Origin of the sequence: Gluconobacter wancherniae NBRC 103581, from assembly GCF_007988885.1 — a bacterium.
Taxonomy (GTDB): Bacteria; Pseudomonadota; Alphaproteobacteria; order Acetobacterales; family Acetobacteraceae; genus Gluconobacter; species Gluconobacter wancherniae.
Window position 1 is genome coordinate 1,499,023 of the sequence record NZ_BJUZ01000001.1, and the last position, 22,655, is coordinate 1,521,677.

Consider the following 22,655-nt stretch of genomic DNA (forward strand, 5'->3'; position numbering starts at 1 on the left):
TTAATATCCCCAGTCAGGGTGATAGGTCAGGGCGGGGGTCTTCCCCGCCTCGATCTCGCCGATAGCCCCGGCGACATAAGCCGCCTGCATTTTGCAGGACGCCTCCGCCGCGACATGGGGGGTCACGAAAACTTTCGGATGCTCCCAGAAAACAGCGTCCTGCGGCAATGGTTCCTGTGCAAAAACATCCAGCACAGCCCCCAACATCCGCCCGCTGTCGAGCGCCGAAATCAGGTCTTCCACCACCACCTGCTCGCCACGCCCCACATTGATCAGACTACCCCCCGGCTTCAGATGGGACAGAAACTCCGCATCAATCAGACCGCGCGTCTGCAGCGTACTGGGCAAAAGATTGACCAGAATATCTGTCTTTCCCAGAAAATCGACCTTGCCGTCCTCTCCGAAATACAGCGGAATATTCTCAATTGGCCGCACCCGGCGACACCAGGCCGAAACCTGAAACCCGGCTTTTGACAGGCGCTGCGCCACAGCCGATCCCAGATTGCCATATCCCAGAATCCCGATCGTGGTCTCCGCACTCGTGCGGTATTCAAGATTGCGACGCCAGATTTTCTTCTCCTGCTGCAACGCCCAGGTCCGCGCATCGCGCAGCAGCGAAACGATCGCCCACAGCACATAATCCGCCATCAGAACCGCCGTCTGGTCTCCGCCCATGCGGACCAGCATGACATCCTTCGGAAAATCTTTCCGACCCAGCAGGTGGTTCACTCCCGCCCCACTACAGAAAATGGCGCGCATATGCTGCATTTTCGCCATTTCTCCAGGAGCCGGATCCCAGACCAGCGCATAATCGGCTTTGGACGGATCAAACGCCGGATCAAACCACGACACCGTCCGGATACCGGGCGCCACCTCACGGAAAGCAGTCCGCCAGTTCTCCCAGACGCCCGGCCCTTCTGCACTGATTGCAAGCATTACCATCAGATTGCTCCGCAAAACCCCAATACGCGCCCGAACGGTTCAGTACTTGATCCAAACCGTTTTCAGAGCAGAATATTTATCGAAACTATGAAGCGAGAGGTCACGTCCGAAGCCGGACTGCTTCATGCCCCCGAACGGCGTCATCGGAGACAGAGCATCAACGGTATTGATCGACACCGTTCCCGCATTCAGCCTGTCCGAAACGCTCAAAGCCCGCGTGATGTCCCGGGTCCAGACGGACGCGGCCAGACCGTAAGGCGTATCGTTGGCCAGAGCCACCGCCTCATCCTCATCACGGAAGGTCTGAATAACCAGAACCGGCCCGAAAATTTCCTCCCGTACGATTACGGCGTCCGACGCAACATCCGCAAAAATCGTTGGCTGGATATAGGCCCGCGATGCCCCATGGCTCAGTTGCCCGCCTCCCGTCACAAGCGTGCCGCTCTGACGTCCGGCTTCAATGAACCCGGCAACACGGTCCGCATGTTCCACTGTCGCCATCGGACCCAGCCGCGTGGACGGGTCCAGCGGATTACCGGGCACAAGAGCCTCGGCTCTGGCCTTCAACCGCCCGATCATGTCCTGGGCAATCGATTCATGCACCAGCAGGCGCGAATTCGCCGAACAGACCTGCCCCTGATTGAAGAAAATCCCCCATGCTGCCTTGTCAGCCGCTGCCTCCAGATCGGCATCGGGAAACACCAGACATGGGCTCTTCCCGCCCGTCTCCGGCCAGACCTGCTTCATGTTGCTCTCACCGGCATAGCCCTGAAAGAGCTTTCCGATCTCCGTCGAACCGGTAAAAGCCAGACAGTCCACATCCGGATGCAGCCCCAGAGCGCGCCCGGCCTCATGCCCGAACCCCGTCACGACGTTCAGCACACCCGCTGGCAGACCAGCCTCAGACCCAAGCTCCGCCAGACGCAGCGCGGACAGCGGAGACTGTTCGGCAGGCTTGAGAACAACCGAGTTGCCCACGGCCAAAGCCGGTGCAATTTTCCAGATCGCAAGATCCAGCGGAAAATTCCACGGCACCACCACCCCCACAACCCCAAGCGGCACCCGGCGCACCATCGCAAGATCCCGCCCGCCTGTCGGGGCAATCTCGTCATACAGCTTGTCGATGGCCTCAGCATGCCATTGCAGAATGGCCGCAGCACCCGGCACATCAATCGTGAGTGTATCGGAAATCGGCTTTCCTACATCCAGCGTGTCTAGAAGAGCCAGTTCTTCGAGATTGTCCCGCACAAGCTGTGCCCAGCGCAGCAGAACGGCTTTGCGCTCCGTCGGTGTCAGACCGGACCAGACCCCACTTCCAAAGGCGGCCCGCCCGCTGACAACGGCCCGGTCGATATCCCCGGCGTCGCCCCGCGCCACCTGCGCCAAAACAGCGCCCGTCGCCGGATTGACGGTCTCGAACCGCTGCCCCGAAAGAGCCGGAACAAACCGCCCGTCAACCCAGCAATCGTTACGCAACGACAGTTCGGCAGCACGCTTCGTATAAAACTCGGTATTTTTCGTCATCCGGTCTGCTCTCTTCCGTCTTCAGACATCCTGCGGACCCTGAGGCCCGAACATGTCGGACTATAATTTCCACAGAGCCTGCGGCCCGCGCCGGCGCAGGGCGGCAATGTCTTCAAGACCGGCCAGCCCCAGAATATCCACCACTTCCTGAGACAGCGCACGGATGGCTTTCTCCACGGAGGTCTCGCCGCCCGCGGCCAGCGCCCAGGCCCACGGACGCCCGATGGAAACGGCCGTCGCCCCCAGCGCCAAAGCCGTCACGACGTCCCCGCCCCGGCGAATACCGCTGTCGAGAACGATATCACCCCGGCCCTCAACGGCATCCACAATCTGCGGCAGAACGTCCAGCGTCGCCGGAGAGGGATCCATCTGCCGTCCACCATGATTGGAGACGATCACACCATCCGCACCTGCCGCAATGACGTTCCTTGCATCTTCAGGGTGCATGACGCCCTTCACAACAAGCCGCCCCTTCCATTCGCTCCGGAGCCATTCAAGCCCGACCCTGTCGAGCGTGGGATCAATCTGCGCGGCCATATCCTTGGCCTGCCCCATGATGCCGTGCGCCGAGGTATAGGCGGCCAGATTTCCGATCGTCGGCGTCCCACGCCCCGCCATGCCCAGACACCAGCGCGGATGGGCCATCATCCCCGCCATCTGAATCAGCGTGGGCCGCGAAAGATGGCGGAATCCATTCCGCACATCCCGCTCCCGCACCGGCGTAATAGCCGTATCAATCGTCACGATAATGCCGTCTATGCCGCATTGCGCCGCACGGGCCAGCATGTCCCGCGTCAGACCCCGGTCCCGGAAAACATAGATCTGCGCAAGCGGCGCCCCCCCCACTTTCGCAACCTTTTCCATTGGATCAATGGAAAAGGTGGAAACGGCCATCCCCACCCCGCAGCGCAGCGCAGCACGCGCGGCGCCCACTTCGCGGTCCGGATGCAGCATCCCCGCAAAACCGACCGGCGCGAGCATGAACGGCGCTGCCCACTCCTGCCCGAAACAGCGCACACCCGCATCTACGGTCTCGACGTTCTTCAGCCCCCGCGGCACGATCCCCCATTCGCGGAAAGCCTCGCGGTTCCGCACCATGGTCCATTCCCCATGCGCGCCCCCATCGACATAATCCGCAAACAGCCGGGGAAGACGCCGCCGCGCGGACGCCGCAGCACCGGAAAAGACACCGTCATCAACGCGCGTCATAAACGACCCGCCCCCCAAGAACGGTCATCAGAACCGAAATTTCCGAAATCCGCTCGGGCGGCACATCAGCCGGGTCGGCATCCAGAACCACCAGATCCGCCAGTTTCCCGACCTCGATGCTGCCTTCCTGCCCCTCGCGATGACAGGCAAAAGCCCCCGCCGCCGTATAGGCATACAGGGCCTCGTTAACAGTGATGGCCTGCTGCGGAACAAAGGCAACCCCTCCCGCAAGGCTCTGGCGGGTCACGGCCTTGCCGATCCCCCGAAGCGGCAACAGCGACACGATCGGCCAGTCCGTCCCGAACGCCACGACACTGCCCGCATCCAGAAGCGACCGGTTCGGAAACGCCCGCTCCTGCTCGCTCTCGCGCACCCGCTGCGCCCACACCCCGTCCATCCCCATCCATTCATCGGACGGCGCAACCATCACAGGCTGAAGACAGGCAACCGCACCCAACTCTTTAAACCGAGGAATATCCCCGGCAAACGGAATTTCCACATGCTCGACGCGATGTCGCAGAGAGCGCGTCGCTTCGGAAACCTGCGCATAGGCATCCAGCGCAAGCCGGATCGCCCCACTGCCGATCGCATGCGTCCAGATCTGAAACCCCGCCTCGGACACACGCCGCACAGCGGAGTGATAGGCCTCAGGCTTCCAGACCAGCGTTCCCGTCTCGTCCGGCCGGTCCGCATAACCCTGCGGCATGCTGGCCGTGTGCGATTCCAAAACGCCATCCAGAAAGAACTTCACCCCGTCCAGACTCAGCATCGGCGAATGATACCGCCGACGCAGCTCCCCGATCTCGGCCAGCCGCTTTTCCGAAAGCTCCGGCGGCGGCATCTCGACCATGACCCCGACCCGACAGGTCAGCGCGCCGGAGGCTTCCATCTCCGCAAGCGTCGGAAACAGCCCTTCGTCATAGGCCGCGCTCTCAACCCGCGTGATCCCGCAACGCGCCATTTCCTCCAGAACGCGCTCAAGCCCGTCCCGAACCAGCGCCTCATCCATGGGCACCACATGCGCCCCGACCAGCTTGCCCGCCTCTTCCTTGAGCCACCCCGTCGGAGACCCATCCGGACGGCGCACGATTTCCCCGCCCTCCGGATCCGGCGTTGACGCATCAATGCCCGCAAGTTCGAGCGCCCTGCTGTTGGCCCAGGCCGCATGCGCCATGCCGGACCTCAGAAAAACTGGCCGGTCCGGCACCACCGCATCGAGCATCGTACGGTCAAAACCTTCCGGCGGCAGATCCGGATAGCCGTAGCTCCATTCCAGCCCCACAAGCCATTCCCGCTCCGGATGCGCGGCGGCGAACGCCTCCACCCGCCCCACGACTTCCGCCATCGTTCTGGCGTCCCGCAGGCCGATATTCGACAGATATTCCGCCCCCATCAACAGATGAAGATGGCTGTCCACAAACCCCGGAAGAACACACGCGCCCCCCAGATCCACCTGCTCCACATCCGCCCCGCAGCCGTCGAGCAACGTCTGACGCTCACCAATCGCCGCAATCCGCCCATCGCGCAGAAGAACCGCGCCTTCAAACCGCTCATGGCCCCGAAGTACAATCCGCGCATTGTACAAAAGCGTCATGCCCGCTCTCCCGCAGGCAGAACTTTCCGCCGGAACGTTCGCTCCGCAACGATATAGATCATCGGCGTCAGAATGAGGCTCACCACCCAGGAAACATCCACGCCTCCCAGCATTCTGGCCATGCTTCCTGTATAAAGATTGGTCGCCAGAAACGGAATTTGAACCGCAATCCCGATCCCGTAACAGATCAAGGCTGGCATGTTGTAATATCCGTAAATCCCGCCGTCTTTCTTAAAGAAAGAGGCCACATCATAATCTCCATGATGGAGAATGTAGTAATCTGTCAGGTTAATCGCCGTCCACGGGATCATGACTGACATCAGAAGCTCCAGAAACTCGCTGTAAGCCGTCATGAACTGATCGGCCATAAGCGTGGCCATACCAAAAGCCAAAGACAGCAGCCCCACCGTCACCATAAGCCGCGCGCCTTTTCCGTAATGACGGTCCGGCGTGAACGTCTGCGCCACGGTCAGCGTCGAGAGCGCCCCGCAATAGACATTCATGGCATTCGCCACCGCGATACCGATGGACAGCGCCAATAGAACCGGCACTGCGGTTACGCCCAGGATCGCCGTAAGCGCCTGAATGACATGCGCCCCACCTGCCACGATCCCGATCGCGGCCCCCAGCCCCATGGCCAGCATCGACCCCGAAACGGACCCTGAGAAACATGCCACGAACGCATATTTTTCACTTTTCGGCCCGGCCGGAAGATATCGCGACGAATCCGAAACATAAGGCGCATACGCAATCTGCCATAAAGCCGCTAGCGACAGGGTGCGCAAAATACCTGTCCCGCTCCATGACGGCACCGCCACGTCATGCACTGCCGGGTGCACGCCCATGATCTGCCACAGACAGACCAGCACGGCCGCCCCGCACATCAGCGTTAGAATACGCGCCGCAACATGGATCACATGATATCCGAGAATAGCAGGAACAATGGACAGGATCTGGATGATCAGAATGGCCGGAAACCGCCCCATCCCCGGAAAACAGGACTGAAGCCCCTCCGCTCCCAGAACAAGATTTGAGGCCGCAAACCCAACATACATCAGCACGATCACCGCCGTCACTGGAACAGCCCCGAACAGTCCGAACTGCCCCCGCGTCTGGATCATCTGCGGCACACCCAGCCGAGGCCCCTGAGCCGCATGCAGCGCCATAAAAACGCCACCCACCAGATTGCCCGCCAGAAGCGCCAGGAGCGCAGGGACCAGAGACAGCCCGAAAACCGTCGTCGCCAACGCCCCGGTCACGACCGTCAGCATCATGAGGTTCGGCCCGAACCAGACCGTAAACAGGTCTCGGGCACTCCCATGACGACGATCCGAAGAAATGGGGTAAATCGTCTCTGCTTCCAGTGTGCCAATGGTCTCCATCATGCCACTCTCCGTCCTTCTGCCAGTCAATCCGCCATACGGAAAGATGCTGATATCGCCACGTTTTATTGCAATATCAGATCATTATAAAACACACATTTTTCCGGATTAGTAATGTGTTTCTGATGCATATTTCCTGAAGCCTTACCCCGGAAAAAGCTACGCGCGGATCCCTCGGATCGGTCTTTTCATTCCGACTTCATTATATCTATACCGAAAAGAAAGATGAGGCCCGACTTCAGTCTGGTGGGAAAGGAAGAATTTCGTGCTTGCTGCCCGTTTTTCAGGCATCGGAGACATTCAGGTTCTCCCTGTCCCGATATCGCAGGACCTGCCGGACGGCTGTGTCCGCATCCGGGTCGAAGCGGCAGGAATTTGCGGGTCCGACCTGCACAATTTCCAGACCGGCCAATGGCTTTCCCGCTGCCCCGTCACGCCGGGCCACGAGTTTTCCGGAACCATCACCCAGACCAGCGGCAACTGCGGTTCACTGACAGTCGGCACACCCGTCATCGCGGATTCAAGGGTCAGTTGCGGAACCTGCCAGTCCTGCAAGTCGGGCCGAAAAAACCTGTGCCGAAACCTCAGCTTCGTCGGAGAAAGCTGCGACGGCGGCTTCGCACAGGAGGTGATCCTCCCAGCCACTCAGGTCCTGCCGTTCCCCGAGACACTCCACCTGAAATACGGCGCACTTATCGAACCCCTCTCCGTCTCCCTCCACGCTGTCAACCGCCTCGCACCCCCCCCCGGTTCTCCGGTCATCATCTGCGGCGGCGGCACAATCGGAGGGCTGGCCGCCCTACTGCTTCGGCAGCAGGGCCATGACGTCCATCTGTTTGAACGCAACATCGGACGCCAGACACTCCTTGCCGAAACCATCGGCACACTTCCCCTTCCCCCGGACGCAGAAGACTGGAACACCCTGTTCGGCCCGGAAGGCCCCGCTTTTATTCTCGACGCCACCGGCGCCGCCACCGTTGTCGAAATGGCCTGCCAGCGCCTCGCTACGGGCGGCAGGCTCGTGCTGGCCGGCATTTTCCATCACACGCCCCGAATCGATCTCAACCTGATCGTGGAGCGGGAACTCGACATCCGGGGCGTCAGCGCCTTCGCAGACGAAATGCCCGAGGCCATCCAGCGTCTCCCCGGCCTCGTTCCGTTTCTCGACCGCCTGATCACTCCGGCCGCAGCCCTCACCGATCTGCCAGCCCTCTATACCCATCTGCTCTCAGGCGCGGAAAACCGCCTGAAAACCCTAATCGCCCCCAACGGCACGGACGGAACATGGTAGAGATCTCCACCCTCTTCTCGCTGGCAGGCAAAACGGCTCTCATCACCGGCGGCGGACGCGGGCTGGGGAAAGCCATGGCCCTCCACCTCGCCCGCTGCGGCGCGGACGTCTGGATTTCCGGACGCAACGCCGACACTCTCGAGACAGCCTGCTCCGAAGCCATTTCCAACGGTCTGAATCTCCATCCGCTCGTCATGGATGTCAGCAAGCTCGACACAATCCGCACGGCCTTCTCCCGGATCGCCAGCGAAACCCGAACGCTCGACATCCTCGTCAACAATGCCGGTGACGAAACCCTCCGTGCCTGCGACGACGTGGACGAAGCTCTGTGGAACCGCCTTCTGGACACCAATCTGAAAGGTCCGTTCTTCGTGGCCCAGCAGGCCGCCCGCCTGATGCCGGACGGAGGCAGCATCATCAACCTCGCCTCCCTCACCTCGGCAGCGGGCGTCGCAAAGGCCGTCCCCTACAGCGCCTCCAAATCCGGCATCCTCGGCCTGACACGCAGCCTCGCCGTCGAATGGGCGCCTCGGGGCATCCGCATCAACGCCCTGGCGCCCGGCTACTTCCATACGGACATGACCGACACGTTCTTCCGCAACGACGCATGGCGCGAAAAGATGCTGGCGGGCATCCCCCTCGCACGCTTCGGACTGCCTGACGACCTCGCAGGGCCCCTGCAATTCCTCTGCTCCACAGCCTCTGCCTACATCACCGGACAGGTCCTGTACGTGGACGGCGGAACACTCGCCGCGCTCTGATTCTTCCACCCTTCCGACCCGAAAGAGAGACCCGATGTCTGATAACATCACCTTCCATGATCTGACCCAGACCGAAACAATCCCCGAAGCCCTGCTGCAACGCACAGAGAGCGACCTGTCGGTGTTCTTCGAGCGCGTCAAACCAATCATCGAGCGCGTCCGCACCGAAGGCGACGCCGCCCTTCGTCATTTCGCACAAGCTTTCGACGGTGTGACCGCCCCCGAAATGAGCATCCGGGCCACGCCGGAAGAGTTCGACGCCGCCTTCGCCAGCATCGAGCCCGATGTTCTCGAATCCATCAAATACGGCATCGAAAACATCCGCCGCTTTCACGACGCGCAGAAGCCGGAAGAAAGCTGGATGATCGAGGTCCAGCCCGGCATCTGGGCCGGAGATCGCAACATCCCCATCGACTCCGTGGCCTGTTACGTCCCACGCGGCAAAGGCAGCTTTCCCAGCGTCGTCAACATGACGACCATCCCCGGAAAAGTGGCTGGCGTCCCGCGCCTGATCATTGTTACACCCCCCTCCCAGGACGGCACCGTCGACGCCGGAACTCTCGTGGCCGCCCGCCTCATCGGGGTCGAGGAAGTCTATAAGTGCGGCGGCGCACAAGCCGTCGCAGCCGTGGCCTTCGGTACAGAAACCGTGCCCGCCTGCGCCAAAATCGTCGGCCCCGGCAGCCCGTATGTTGTCGCAGCCAAGCGCCTGCTGTCCGACCGGATCGACCCCGGCATCCCCGCAGGACCCAGCGAGAGCATCATCCTGACCGATGACAGCGTCGATCCGGTTCTGGCCGCGCTGGACCTCATCATCGAGTCCGAACATGGCCCGGATTCCTCCGCCTGGCTCGTCACCAGCAGCCGTCGCGTGGCCGAAGGCGTCATTGCCGCCCTGCCCGCACACTGGGCCGAAATGGACCCCAAACGCGCCGATTTCTCCCGCGCCGTTCTGGGGGGCGCCCATGGCGGCGTGATCCTGACCAAAGACTTCAGCGCCGCCGTCGATTTCACAAACGCCTACGCACCTGAACATCTCGAAATCCTGACATTCGATCCGATGGCGGATCTCGGCCGCATCCGCAATGCAGGCGAAGTCCTCCTCGGCACGGCCTCGCCCGTCACATTGTGCAATTACGTTCTCGGCCCGAACGCCGTACTCCCCACGAACCGCGCCGCCCGCACACACTCCCCGCTCTCGGTCCATGACTTCATGAAGCGCATGTCCTTCGCACGCGTCTCGCCCGCAGCGTACCCCGAAGCCGCACGCCATGCGGAACGTTTCGCCCTCTACGAAAACTTCTCAGGCCATGCCCGCGCCGTCTCCTCGGCCCGCCCCATGCCGAAGATCCAACCCCGATGAGCCCCGAAGCGGCCAGCAATACGCCTGTCAACGCGGCAGGTATCCTCGCCGCGGCCCGAAGCGGAAACCCCGCTGTCGCTGCGGATCTCCTGTCGCGCATGATCGCGGAAGAATTCGGCTTCCACATCACGGACGTCACACTCGGCGCAGACGATTACAGCCTGAACTCCGTCAACGGGTTCATGACCCGTGACACCGGAGAACGCTTTTTCTTCAAATTTCACCATGAAGAAAACGAAGACTCCGTCCTTCAGGAATTCTACAGGGGCGAAATCCTGCTCGAAGCCGGATTTCCGGTCGATATGCCTACCCATGTCTGCCGCCGCGTCGGACGGCAGATCCTGCTCTACCCGCTCAAAACCATCCCGAAACTCGCCGATGCCGCCCGCGCCGCTGACGGTGACACGCCTCTGCCCGGCGCGGATGCCCCGGCCCTCAGACACGCCCAGCAGGACCTGGATGCGCTGAGCGCCACGCTCTACCTGCGCTCATGGCACCCGATCACCGGCCAACAGAGCGCGGACGAACCCATCCATCAGCTCTTTCACCATCGCCTCACCACCCCGGATCAACCGCCCGGCACGCTCGGCAGCCGCGCAACGAAATTCTTCGCCCCCGAACGGACTTTCACATTTCCGGACGCAACCCTGACCGGCCACGAGCTTCTCGAACTGCACTGGGTGATCGACGGCATCCGCTACGACCGCACCCTGAAAGACTGCTTTTACAACACGCTGAAAAACTTGTCGCCCGAGGCACTGGCCCAAAGCGGCGGCGTGGTGGCTCACGGAGACGCCCATAACGCAAATGTCTGGTTCAACCCCGACACCACCAGCCTCACCCTGTTCGACCCCGCTTTCGCCGGACGCCACATCCCGGCGCTACTGGCCGAAATCAAGACCACGTTTCACAACATTTTCGCCCATGCTGACTGGCTCTATCATTCCGCAGAGCTGAAAACCCGCCCCGAAATCCGGATCAGCAACGGAACGGCGTTCGTCACGACAAACTGGTCGCTCCCACCCCTGCGACGGGCCTTCCTTCAGGACAAGGCCCGCCTCCTGTGGCGCCCCCTGCTCGCAGGTCTGGCGCAGCGTGATGCACTCCCCGACAACTGGCGCGAAACCCTCCGCTCCGGCCTGTTCTGCTGCCCTACTCTCGTCATGGATCTCTGCGCCCGTTCGGACGAAAACCCCAAAAGCCGTCACACACCTGCCTCGTCCCTGACCGGTCTGGCCATCGCCCTGATGTGCGGGGCAGAACCCGAAAGCGCGGACGTGATCTCGCGTTTTCTGGGGGCTATCGACCCATCCAATACAATGCCAGAGTGGAACGATCTCTGAGCCAAAAAACGGGAAAGATCCTGCCTTCATGAACCCGTCCCCCAACAAGACCGTTCAGGAAACCGCAACATCGGCCTTCGCCGTTGAAAACGAAACGATCTTTCCCATCCCCGAAGACCGCCGCCACGGCAACGCCTGGTCGCTGCTGATGGTCTGGATCGGCGCCAACCAGAACATCATGGCCGTCATGACAGGCCTGTTGTACCCGACCATCTGCCACCTCTCCCTCGGCTGGTCCCTCCTCGCCATTCTCTCGGGAAACCTGCTGGGCGGAGTCTTCATGGCCCTCCATGCCGCACAGGGCCCCCATCTCGGCATCCCGCAGATGCAGCAGACCCGCGGTCAGTTCGGCTCCACCGGCAGTCTGCTGATCATTGCCATCATCATCCTGATGTATGTCGGCTTCACCTCGACGTTTTTCGCCATCAGCCGCGAACAGATCGTGCAGGTCTTCGGCCCCTCCGTCAGCCAGCTTCCCATCTGGATTTCCGTCCTCGTCATCGGCGCCCTCTGCGCGATCGGTCATGACGTGATCGAACGCTTCATCTCCGGCTTCATTCCCGTCGCCGCCATTACGTTCGTCCTGCTGGCCTTCGCCTACATGTCCGCATCCGGCGGCCATCTCGCCCAGCAGTTCTGGCAGTCCCCCACACCCCACGACTTCCTGACGGCCCTGTCGCTCGGCGTCCTGTGGCAGATCGCCTATGCCCCCTATGTTTCCGATTACACCCGCTATCTCCCCTCCGCGACCGGAGAGCGCACGGCGTTTCTCGTCTGCCTGACGGGCAGCGTCATCGGCACCTCTTTCCCGACCTTCATCGGCTCTTATCTCGGCAGTACCGGCTTTTCCGGAACCATGTACGACGCCGTCAGGCCTTGGTCCCCGCTGCTGCCCATGGCCCTGTTCGCAGTCATCATGGTCTCGACGCTGGTGAGCTGCACCATGCAGATCTACTGCGCCGCCCTCTCGTCGCTGACCTTCCTCCAGACATTCCGCCCCCACTGGACCCCGACCAGCCGCTCCCGCGCCTTGGCCGCGCTCACATTGTGCCTATGCTGCGCCGTCATCACGATCAATCTGACCGGAAACGTGCTGGAAATCCTCGACAACGTCATCGCGCTGCTCCTCGCCGTCCTGTCTCCGTGGACGGCGATCAACCTCGTCGATTATTATTTAGTCCGGCACGGGGCCTACGATATTCCTTCCCTGTTCCGACACGACGGCGGCGTCTACGGCCGCGCCAACCGCCCGGCCCTGCTGTGCTACGCCATCGGCGTCATCGTCCAGATTCCGTTCCTGTCAAACGGCCTCTATACCGGCCCGCTCGCCCGCGCCCTTGGCGGTATCGACATTTCGTGGATCATCGGAATTTTCGTTCCCGGCGCCCTTTATCTGGCCCTGTCCCGCAACCGGAACTGACAATCTGGCGACCTGCGGAAGCCTTCTTCAGTTTTTCCTAAGCGCTTCCCCATACATCCGTTCTTTAACTCATCGCACCGAATTGCGACCATTCCTCTATCGCACCAAACTCGCATCAGGCGCGAAGAGTTTGAGGAAACAGTTCCATGCCCGTTCACACCCGAATCCGCCCCTTCAATACGAAGGACACCTACCCCGAACAGAACCTCGACAACGATCTCTGTCAGGCCGTCGTCGCAGGAAATACCGTCTATGTCCGCGGACAGGTCCCGCAGGATCTCGACACGCGTGAAAACGTCTGCGTCGGCGATCCGGTCGGACAGGCCCACAAGGTCATGGAAAACATCGCCCTTCTTCTCAAAGAATCTGGCTCCGACCTCTCCCACATCTGCAAGGTCACGGTCTACCTCACCGACATCCGCTACCGTGAAGCCACTTACCGCGTCCTCGGACAGCACCTCAAAGGGGTCTTTCCTATTTTCACGGGACTGGTCGTCGTCGCCCTCGCCCGCCCTGAATGGCTGATCGAAGTGGACGTCATCGCCGTCATTCCCGGCTGATCACACGCCCGAAGCCCTCCTCCTTAACGCACATCCCGCGCCGCACGGGCCATTCATGCCGAGGTACCGCCATGCAGACGAAATCCCTGTTTTCACGCCATTGTTTGCTTCTCTCCTCGACAATTCTCCTTCTGGGAGGAGGCACGAAAACAGCCTTTGCGGCCCCGGGCAAACATCACGCACCCACCTATAGCACTCAGCCCCATGCTGCAACGTCAGCCCCGGCACGCCCCAAACGCACCGCCGTGGACAACACCGGCCCCGGAGAAACGATCAACGTCTCCGTCAGCCGCCACAGACCCGGCGGCGGCCTGATCAAACGCGAAACCGCGGCCCGCTCCGTCAGCACCGTGTCGCACGAATTCATCGCCAAACAATCCCCGGCCTCTAATACTCTGGCCCTCGTCACCCTCTCCCCGGGCGCCAACGTTGCCATGGGAGACCCCTTCGGCGTCACCGACCAGTCCTCCGTCAGCGTCCGCGGCCTCAACCAGCAGGAAATCGGCTACATCTTCGAAGGTGCGCCGATGAACGACCCAGACAATTACACCCCGAACTCGTCGGAATGGGTAGACAGCGAAAACATGGAGAGTGTCCAACTCCAGCAGGGCGCGCCGGATATTGAAATTCCGACCGTTTATTCTGCGGGTGGTACGATGAACGTGCGGATCCGCAATCCGGAATATACGCGTTCGGGGCAGGTGGATGTGAGTTATGGGTCGCATCAGATGAACCGCCAGTTCCTTCGATATGATACCGGGGAGATCGGGCATACGGGGCTGCGGGCGTTTGCGTCTTTTTCAAACCTGACCAGTCGGGCGTGGCGTGGGCCGGGACGGAACCTGCGCCGGCATATGGATTTCAAGGCGATCAAGGACTGGGCGCCGGAGAGCTATACGTCCCTGTCTTTCACGTACAACAACGAGAACACAGCCTGGTACAGCACGCCTTCGCTGGCAGCCTGGAATAAAAGCGGGCTTGGCGGCGGGATCAATCTGGACGGCACCTACAAGTTTGGCGATTCCAACTATTACAAAGGGTTCCAGACGAACTGGACGGATTATTTCCTGAGCAGCCAGTCCCATCTGGCGCTGACCCACAAGCTTTCGCTGGATATCACGCCGTATTTCTATCACGGGTCGGGCAATTATCCGCTGGGCATCTATACGATCCCGACGAGCGGCACCTATTATGACGGCACGCAGCCGATCAATGGCCAGCTTGCGGGTAACACCTATTCCCAGGATGGCAATGTCGCCGCGAAATGGGACTGGTATGGGCGCGAGAACTATACTGGGCTGAATGCGGCCTTGCATTACGATTCCGGCATCAATCATCTGGTGGCGGGTGCGTGGTACGGTTACAGCGACATGAATGTGAGTGAGCCGTTCTCCGGGCTGGACGCAGCGGGAAATGTTTCAAACTCGCTGCTCAAGCTGACGGACGGAACCGTTCTGAATGGCTGGCGATATCATACGATCACGCAGATGGTCGGGCTGTATGTCGGGGACGAAGTGCGGCTGCTCAATGACCGGCTGCATATCAATGTCGGGTTCAAGGAAGTCATGACCGCGCGTAACGGGACGCTCCAGCAGCCCGGTCCGCAGTATGCCGTCGGCTACAACTCGGCCGAGCCGCTGCCGCGCATGTCGATCAGCTACAAGGTGAATGACAACATCCAACTTTTCGCCAATGCGACGACGAGCTTCCGCGTACCGATGGGATCTGCATTCTATAATCAGTATAACAGCCCATATGATGCGAGCCTTTACCAGACGGCGAACACGCATCTGAAGGACGAATACAGCATCGCCGAAGAACTGGGCGCGCGGTATCACAACAACTGGGTCATGGGATCGGTGACGCTGTTCAACTACAACTTCGTTCACCATGCCATCAACCAGTACATCAACGCCGTTCCGTACTTCCTCGATGCGGGCGGGATGACGTCGCGGGGTGTAGATGCGGAACTGGGCTTTACGCCCTGGCATCACTTCTCTCCGTATGTGTCGGCGGAATATCTTTATGCGACCAACGACAACAACATCACAATGGGCGGTGTGACCTATGCCACAAAGGGCAAGATCGCGACGTCCGCCCCGCGCTGGATGGCGGCGATTGGCGTTCAATACGATGACGGCACGTTCTTCGGCAGCGTATCCATGAAATATGTCGACAAGGAATACGGCACGTTCATGAACGACGAGCGCATTCCGGGCCACAAGCAGGTGGACATGATGCTGGGCGCCCGTACACATGACATCGGATTTTTCAAGAAGCCGAGTATCCGCCTGAACATCGTCAATCTGGGCGACAGCCACTACCTGTCGGGCGTTTACAGCACGGGGCCGGTTGCAGGAACATCCAGCTATTATGTGGCGCCGTCTTTCGCCTGTCTTGCGACCGTTTCAACGGGGTTCTGAAGATCATGCAGAACGATCTCTCCCGGTCTTTCGATTTCATCGTCGTGGGCGCTGGTTCTGCGGGGTGCGTGCTTGCCAACCGCCTCAGCGCGGATGGGCGTTTCAGCGTCTGTCTCGTCGAGGCGGGAGGTAGCGACCATACGCCGAGAATTCGCATTCCGGCTGGAACGATAACGCTCTACAAAAGCCAGCGCTTCGCCTATCAGTTCCACTCCACGCCGCAGGAAAATCTGGCGGGGCGGCGCATTCATGTGCCGCGCGGCAAGGCGCTGGGCGGGTCCACCACGCTCAACAGCATGATCTATATCCGGGGCGACCGCACGGATTACGATCACTGGCAGACTCTGGGCTGTACAGGTTGGGGATGGGACGACGTTCTGCCCGAGTTCCGAAACCTCGAACACTGTCACCGGCAGCTTGATCCGGCGTATCACGGCTTCAAAGGCGAATTGGATGTCACGACGCCGCGCGACGTCAATCCGCTGTCGCGACGTTTCATTCAGGCCGGTGTCAGCGCGGGGTTGCCAGAGAATGCCGATTTCAACGGTCCAACGTTGGAAGGCGTGGGCCTGTATGATGTGACACAGCGCAACGGCTGTCGACTGAGTGCGTACCGGGCATTCGTTCATCCGATTCTAAAGCGGCCGAATTTCAGCCTGTTGTCAGGCGTTCAGGTGCGCAATCTGGTGATCGAGGACCGGATAGCGCGGGGCGTCGTGGTCGTTCAGGACGGCACGACCCGGCTGCTGCGAGCGGAGCGGGAAATCGTTCTGTGTGCGGGGGCGATCGGCTCTCCACAGATCCTGATGGCGTCCGGGATCGGGCTCAGCGCGGATCTGATCGCGGCGGGGATTTCGCCGGTGCATCACCTGCCGGGCGTGGGCCAGAACCTTCAGGACCATCTGGACGGGCTGGTCACGGTGCGCTCGAACGATCATCGGACGCTGGGATTTTCCGGCCGGTCGCTGCCGTCCGTGCTGATGTCTCCGTTCAGGTTCCTATTCGGGCGCAAGGGGTGGTTGACCACGAATTATGTCGAGGCCGGAGGATTTGCACGCACGTCCCTCGCCCGCGATGGCGTGCCCGATATCCAGTTTCATTTCGTGCCCGGTTATCGCAGTCCGCGTGGGCGGCTGTTTGAATGGGGGCATGGGATTGCGATCCATACCTGCGTTCTGCGCCCCAAAAGCCGGGGCAGCATCCGGCTGGCGACGGATGGCTCAAACCAGCCGGTCATTGATTTCAGTTTCGCATCAGATCCGCACGATCTGAACGTTTTGTGTGAAGGCATCCGTGCGGCACGGCACATTCTGGCTCAGGGCGCCTTTGACGGAACCCGTGGCACGGAAGTCGCACCCGGCGAGGACGTGGCGGACAACGCCCAGATCCTGGAGTATCTGCGGCGGAGTGCCGCCACGGTCTTTCATCCTGCCGGTACATGTCGCATGGGCGTAGATGACGATGCGGTTGTAACTCCGCGTCTGACGGTGCGCGGTATTTCGGGGCTGCGGGTGGCGGATGCGTCGATCATGCCGACGCTCATCAGCGGCAACACCAGCGCCCCGAGCATGATGATCGGGGCGAAGGCGGCGCGGATGATGCTGCAAGATGCCGCTTGAGAAAAACGGGGACCTTAACGGTCCCCCGGCACACCGTACGAAGGTGCTGAGAGCGGGTTGAGGCCGCGTGTGACGTAGTCGCGCATCTGAGGCTGCCAGAGTGTCCACAGGCTCCGCAGATCGGTGAGCGGAGCGTTGCTCCAGTCCACACGCAGGTCCACCAGCGGCCAGCTCTGTTCTTCCACGACGATCAGCCCGGCGGAATGGACCGGACCGGCCTCCCCGCCTGCTGCGAGACCCGCTTCCATTGCGAGGATCAGCCGTTCGGCCAGGTCCAGAGACGAACTGGAGGCGTTGAAGGCGTCCTTCATGAGAGCCGGAACGTCCACGCTGGCCAGCATGTTGCCTGCGGCGGCGACATTGGTTCCGGCAATCTCTGCATGGCAGCCCAGAACCTGCTCTCCGGCCCAGAGTGCGGTGCCGCCGGTGCGATCGAGGACGACGAGCTGCCGGAATGCCGCAAATGCATTGCCGCGGACCAGAATGTCCCGGCATTCCGCTGCGGTTGCACCTCGCTCCAGCAGATCCAGCCCCGCGGGGCCGAGGCGGGGATCGGTGATGTTCTGGGTGGCGACAACGCCGACGCCTGCTCTAGCGAAGGCGCAGCGGCTGGCAACGGCGGGAGAAGACGACGAAACAGCCATCCCGAACTGGCCGGTCCGTTCACATCGGGCCACAATGGAAAAGGTCATGGGCAGTGTCTTTCATGAATCGCGCGGCGTCTGGGCCGCTCATCGTCTGAGATGGTCGAGTACCCCGTCAAGGAAGCGTTCTGCATCGGCCAGTTCGGGCAGGGTAATGTATTCGTCGGCCTTATGCGCGCGCGCGATGGAACCGGGACCGCAGACGATGCAGTCTAGTCCGAGTTGTTCCTCCAGAAGCCCCGCTTCAGTGCCGAAATCAATGACGCCAACCTGATTCTGTCCGGCTTCGTGTAGGGCGATGGAGCAGATGTCGCTCGAGGCAGTGGCATTCAGGCCGGGATAGGCATTCGTGATCCGCAGTTCGATCTCGCCGCCGCCGAGTTTTTTCGTGGCCTGACGGGCGGCGTCTTCCAGCCAAGCCAGATAGGGCGCGCCTTCATAGCCGGGCAGAAGGCGCAGTTCAGCTGTGATCGTGCAAAGGTCCGGGACGATGTTCAGGGCGGCTCCACCCGAAATCAGGCCTGCCTGCACGGTGGAGAACGGAACGCCAAAGCGTGCGTCATGCTGTTCGGTCTGACGGATATGGTCCTGCAACCGCGAGAGCGCCGCGACCATATCGCCTGCAAGGGTGATGGCGCTTTTGCCGAGGAACGGGTTTGCAGAATGAGCAGGCTGTCCGTGGCAGATGATTTCGAACGCGATTTTCCCTTTATGGGCGACGGCAACCTGCATGCCCGTAGGCTCGCCTACGATGCAGCCGAGCGCACCCAGATCGGCGAATTCGCCGTCTTCGCGGATGCCTTCGATCAGTGAGCGAACCCCGAGGCAACCGAGTTCTTCGTCATGGGAAATAGCGAGGTAAAGCGGGCGTTTGAGCGGCGGCGCATCGTCCGCGCTAGCCTTGCGGGCAAGGTTCAGCATGCAGGCCAGAAAGCCCTTCATGTCGCTGCTGCCCCGGCCATACAGCCGGTCTTTGCGCCGTGTGAGGACGAACGGGTCCGACGACCAATTCTGGCCGGTGACGGGGACCACGTCCGCATGGGCGGACAAGACGATGCCACCTGCAGCCTTCGTGCCAATCGTGGCGAACAGGCTGTAGCGACCCGGGCCCCCATTGGTGGCGTCTCCGGGGATGCAGCGCACCTGCGCCCCGGAGGCCAGAAGATGCGCCTCGATCCAGTCTATGATCTCTCCGTTCGGCAGCCCGCAGACGCTGGGAAAACCGACGAGCGACGAGAGAATGCTCTCGATTTCGGAAACGGACACCGGGCGCGTCCGCCGTCAGCCTGCCATAGCCAGACGGCGGTCTGCAATATGCTCTCCAAGATAGTCCGCATCGTGCCAGACGCCCCAGATAAAGGGAGAAGCGCGCCGTGACAGCCAGGCCAGCCCCAGGAAATAGAGGCCCGGTACAACGGAGACGCCACGGTCGTGACGGGGGGCGCCGCGAGCATCGAGAACGTCGATGTCGATCCAGCTGAAATCGAATTTATAGCCGGTGGCCCAGATAACGGTTTTAATCCCGGCTGCTTTCAGGTCGAGGCTCAAGGCCGGGTCTGTAGCGCAAGCCGGGAGGGCGCCGATGTTACGGGCTTCGGGCTCTTCGGGGAGATCCAAACCGTTTGCCGTGACATAGGCATCTGCAGCGTCGAGCATCGACAGGTAGTTGGCATCACCGCCTTCGATATTTTTCCGGAGATCCTGAGCGAAATGCAGGCAGCCATTCTCGAAGCTCTCGGTCCGGCCCAGCAAAGTCATGCCGCTGGCGGCGAGGTCACGGAAATCGACGGTATGGCCGCCATGAGCACCGCTGACGGCGATGGTGACGTGTTCCGTATCGGGGCTGGGGACTTTCATATCCCACAATCCCAGCACGCCGAGCCACCAGACGAAATCGCGGCCACGGTAACGACGGGGCGGACGATCATGCGGGCCGACGGACAGCCAGACGTCCCGACCGGAAGCGCGCAGTTCGTCCGCGATCTGTGCGCCGGACGACCCTGCCCCGATAACCAGAACGCCGCCATCGGCAATCTGCTGAGGGTTTTTATAACTGTTCGAGTGCATCTGGTGCACGTCGAACTCTGCAGGGATGATATCGGGAAAGGACGGCTTCTGGAACGGTCCAGTTGCGACGACGACGTTCTGTGCCCTGATGATGCCGTCTGCCGTTTGAGCTTCAAATCCGATGCCGTCTGCAGCTTTGCGAAGGTGCCGTATTTCGACGCCGCAGCGAATGGGCATGTTGATCTGGGTGGCGTAGGATTCGAAATAGTCGACAATCTGGGCACGGGGGACGAAGCCGTCGGGCGCTGTTTTGTCGAATGTCCGGTTCGGAAAACGGTCGTGCCAGGCGGGACCGTTAGCGACAAGGGAATCCCAGCGTTCGGCACGCCATCTCTGAGCAATGTTTCCGCGCTCCACAGCGAGATGCGGCACCCCTCTTTTGCCCAGGTGTTCGCTCATCGCCACGCCGGCCTGGCCCGCGCCAATGATGAGGGTATCGACGTTTTCCGTTGTCATGCTGGACATTTCCTACTGGACTGACAGAAGAATTCTTCCACAACTCAGGAAGACCTCTCCGTTGTTGTATGGAAACGATATGCCTCGAGAAACAATCGAATTAATTATCGTTGCTTAGTCTTTTCCTAAGAGTTTTCCCGCGTGCTGCATCGGAAAAACGGGGGGATGCATTTGATAAATCCGTCTTTGCCGTCCATCGACGACTCTTTAGAACATCGGGAAGACCGATATTTCAGACCATCTTGCTCAGGGATCGCCTTCATGACCGCACATGACGAGAAAAAAGCACGGATTGATCTTGCCGCCGCCTTCCGTCTTGCAGCCCGGCTTGGAATGCATGAGGCTGTCGCAAACCATTTCAGTATGTCGGTTTCGCCAGATGGGTCGCACTTTCTGATCAATCCGAAATGGCGGCATTTTTCGCGTATCCGGGCGAGCGATCTGGTTTTGGTCGATACGAACAATGCCAACAGTCTGGCTGCCTGCGATCTGGACCCGACTGCGTGGGCGATTCACGGACAATTGCATCGTCTGAATCCGGCGGCGCAGGTCGCGATGCATCTGCATCCGATCTACAGCACGACAATCTCTACACTGCGTGATCCTACAATTTTACCAATTGACCAAAACACGGCCCGCTATTTTAACCGGGTTGCCGTGGACACCCAATATGGAGGCATGGCAGACAGCGAGGCGGAAGGCGCGCGCTTGGCATCTCTTCTGAAAGACAGAACGCGGCTGATGATGGGCAATCACGGCGTGCTGATCGTTGCGGAGACGGTTGGAGAAGCGTTCGACGACATGTACACAATCGAACGCGCGTGCCAGATCCTTGTAACTGCCTATTCCACGGGCCGTGAGCTTTCCGTCCTGTCGGACGACGTGGCGGAGAGAACGGCACGGGACTGGGAAAAGATCCGAGATTTTTCCATCAGGCATTTCGAGGAAATGAAGCTCATCCTTGATCGGGAAGAGCCCGATTATGCCGAATAATCGGGGCCTGTCCTAGGCCAGAGGCTTCATGCCCGGGATTGCCGTGTCGGAAATCGAGGAGCGGCAGTGATGGACGAAAAGATCCAGCAGGCGCGATTTACGGACGCCCTGCCATGTTGCCATACCAATGACCATCGGGCGGTGATCGCCTGACAGTCGCACGCGGACGACCTTCTTGCCGTCGAGGGCCATATCGGAGCACGGACGGACATTCGCCAGCGTATAGCCATAGCCATTTGCAACCATGGTCCGCACCACTTCCTGCTCGGCGGAGCGGGCGTAGATATTGGGTTGCAGGCCCTCGTGGTGATATAGGGCGTTGAAATACTGCCTGCTGAGAGGGAGGTCGAGGAAGATCATCGGCTCGGCGGCCAGCTCGGCCAGGTCCACGCACGAACGCTGCGCAAGATGATGGTTTTCGCTGACAAGGACATGGGGCGGAAGGCTGGCCAGAGGGATGAACTCAATCCCGGGAGGAAGATGCAGATCGTACGTGATGGCGATATCAATTTCGGCCTGTTTGAGTTTTTCGGCCAACCATTCGTGATTAGACGCCACCTGACGGATTTCGGCGGCAGGGTAGCGCGTACAGAAACTGTGGACGAGTTCAGGCATGATCATGGGGGCAAGCGTGACCATTGAGCCAACCGACAGCGTTCCCCTCACCTGATCCGTTGTTTCCGCAGCCAAAGAATAAAGGTTTTCAGCCATCCCCAACACGCACTTGGCCTCTTCCATCAAAATCTGCCCTACGGCTGTAAGGGACAAACCTTGTGCGTGGTGACGGATGAAGAGCTGGACGTTCAGTTCAAGCTCGAGATGGGAAATCGCCGTAGAGATGGAAGGCTGGGAAATCGAAAGGCGTTCGGACGCGTGCCGGATGGAGCCGGCTTCCCCGGCCGCCACAAAATACTCTAACTGCCGGAGTGTATAACGCATTATGGCAGCCTAACTCATTCGACGCGGGACGCATAACCGGAATATCATTATGATTGGAACGAATACAAAAAATTTCACTCTCGACTATATTTGGGCGTCCTAGCTAGAGCATAATCCGATCAATC

The 22,655-nt window shown here is 60.6% G+C and carries 18 protein-coding genes; 9 read left to right on the forward strand and 9 right to left on the reverse strand.

What is annotated here, in order from left to right:
- The 5 genes from GWA01_RS07050 to GWA01_RS07070 are packed head-to-tail and all read right to left on the reverse strand — an operon-like array spanning position 1 to position 6,654.
- Positions 1–942, reverse strand: a complete 942-nt coding sequence (locus tag GWA01_RS07050) for a 2-hydroxyacid dehydrogenase (RefSeq protein ID WP_146795286.1) — start codon at positions 940–942, stop codon at positions 1–3.
- 39 nt (positions 943–981) lie between these two features.
- On the reverse strand, positions 982–2,466 hold the full coding sequence (locus GWA01_RS07055) for an aldehyde dehydrogenase (RefSeq protein ID WP_146795289.1): 1,485 nt from the start codon (positions 2,464–2,466) through the stop codon (positions 982–984).
- Positions 2,467–2,526: 60 nt separating this feature from the next.
- Positions 2,527–3,675, reverse strand: a complete 1,149-nt coding sequence (locus GWA01_RS07060; RefSeq protein ID WP_146795291.1) for an alpha-hydroxy acid oxidase — start codon at positions 3,673–3,675, stop codon at positions 2,527–2,529.
- A complete protein-coding gene (locus tag GWA01_RS07065) occupies positions 3,662–5,269 on the reverse strand; it encodes an amidohydrolase (RefSeq protein WP_146795293.1) in 1,608 nt (535 codons plus the stop codon). The genes GWA01_RS07060 and GWA01_RS07065 overlap by 14 nt, the downstream gene beginning before the upstream one ends.
- Entirely contained in the window at positions 5,266–6,654 is a 1,389-nt protein-coding gene (locus GWA01_RS07070) for a purine-cytosine permease family protein (protein ID WP_146795296.1), read from the reverse strand. Before GWA01_RS07070 ends, GWA01_RS07065 begins: the two co-directional genes overlap by 4 nt.
- Before the next feature lie 262 nt (positions 6,655–6,916).
- Between GWA01_RS07070 and GWA01_RS07075 the strand changes: the two genes are divergently transcribed.
- The 8 genes from GWA01_RS07075 to GWA01_RS07110 all read left to right on the forward strand — a co-directional run bounded on the left by GWA01_RS07075 (position 6,917) and on the right by GWA01_RS07110 (position 17,431).
- The gene (locus GWA01_RS07075) at positions 6,917–7,942 is read left to right on the forward strand and encodes a zinc-dependent alcohol dehydrogenase (protein WP_146795298.1); all 1,026 of its coding nucleotides are present in this window, start codon (positions 6,917–6,919) and stop codon (positions 7,940–7,942) included.
- Positions 7,936–8,703: an SDR family NAD(P)-dependent oxidoreductase gene (locus tag GWA01_RS07080; RefSeq protein WP_146795300.1), complete on the forward strand. Its 768-nt coding sequence runs from the start codon at positions 7,936–7,938 to the stop codon at positions 8,701–8,703. Before GWA01_RS07075 ends, GWA01_RS07080 begins: the two co-directional genes overlap by 7 nt.
- Before the next feature lie 34 nt (positions 8,704–8,737).
- The gene (gene hisD, locus GWA01_RS07085) at positions 8,738–10,066 is read left to right on the forward strand and encodes a histidinol dehydrogenase (protein ID WP_146795302.1); all 1,329 of its coding nucleotides are present in this window, start codon (positions 8,738–8,740) and stop codon (positions 10,064–10,066) included.
- A complete protein-coding gene (locus GWA01_RS07090) occupies positions 10,063–11,409 on the forward strand; it encodes a hypothetical protein (RefSeq protein ID WP_146795304.1) in 1,347 nt (448 codons plus the stop codon). Before hisD ends, GWA01_RS07090 begins: the two co-directional genes overlap by 4 nt.
- Positions 11,410–11,437: 28 nt before the next feature.
- Positions 11,438–12,829, forward strand: coding sequence for a purine-cytosine permease family protein (locus tag GWA01_RS07095; protein WP_146795306.1), 1,392 nt, complete (start codon positions 11,438–11,440; stop codon positions 12,827–12,829).
- A gap of 146 nt (positions 12,830–12,975) precedes the next feature.
- Positions 12,976–13,389, forward strand: a complete 414-nt coding sequence (locus GWA01_RS07100) for a RidA family protein (RefSeq protein WP_099287583.1) — start codon at positions 12,976–12,978, stop codon at positions 13,387–13,389.
- A gap of 71 nt (positions 13,390–13,460) precedes the next feature.
- Positions 13,461–15,812, forward strand: coding sequence for a TonB-dependent receptor (locus GWA01_RS07105; RefSeq protein ID WP_146795310.1), 2,352 nt, complete (start codon positions 13,461–13,463; stop codon positions 15,810–15,812).
- A gap of 5 nt (positions 15,813–15,817) precedes the next feature.
- The gene (locus GWA01_RS07110) at positions 15,818–17,431 is read left to right on the forward strand and encodes a GMC family oxidoreductase (protein ID WP_146795313.1); all 1,614 of its coding nucleotides are present in this window, start codon (positions 15,818–15,820) and stop codon (positions 17,429–17,431) included.
- 14 nt (positions 17,432–17,445) lie between these two features.
- On the opposite strand, the gene GWA01_RS07115 is transcribed toward GWA01_RS07110, so the two are convergent.
- The 3 genes from GWA01_RS07115 to GWA01_RS07125 are packed head-to-tail and all read right to left on the reverse strand — an operon-like array spanning position 17,446 to position 20,598.
- Entirely contained in the window at positions 17,446–18,123 is a 678-nt protein-coding gene (locus tag GWA01_RS07115) for a DUF1028 domain-containing protein (RefSeq protein ID WP_146795316.1), read from the reverse strand.
- 39 nt (positions 18,124–18,162) lie between these two features.
- Entirely contained in the window at positions 18,163–19,341 is a 1,179-nt protein-coding gene (gene argE, locus GWA01_RS07120; protein WP_229315968.1) for an acetylornithine deacetylase, read from the reverse strand.
- Positions 19,342–19,356: 15 nt separating this feature from the next.
- Positions 19,357–20,598, reverse strand: a complete 1,242-nt coding sequence (locus GWA01_RS07125; RefSeq protein ID WP_146795319.1) for a flavin-containing monooxygenase — start codon at positions 20,596–20,598, stop codon at positions 19,357–19,359.
- Positions 20,599–20,859: 261 nt separating this feature from the next.
- On the opposite strand from GWA01_RS07125, the gene GWA01_RS07130 reads away from it, so the two are divergent.
- A complete protein-coding gene (locus GWA01_RS07130; RefSeq protein ID WP_146795323.1) occupies positions 20,860–21,591 on the forward strand; it encodes a class II aldolase/adducin family protein in 732 nt (243 codons plus the stop codon).
- A 12-nt stretch (positions 21,592–21,603) separates the two neighbouring features.
- On the opposite strand, the gene GWA01_RS07135 is transcribed toward GWA01_RS07130, so the two are convergent.
- Complete coding sequence (locus GWA01_RS07135) at positions 21,604–22,530, reverse strand: LysR substrate-binding domain-containing protein (protein ID WP_146795326.1); 927 nt, start codon at positions 22,528–22,530, stop codon at positions 21,604–21,606.
- Between the last annotated feature and the right edge of the window lie 125 nt (positions 22,531–22,655).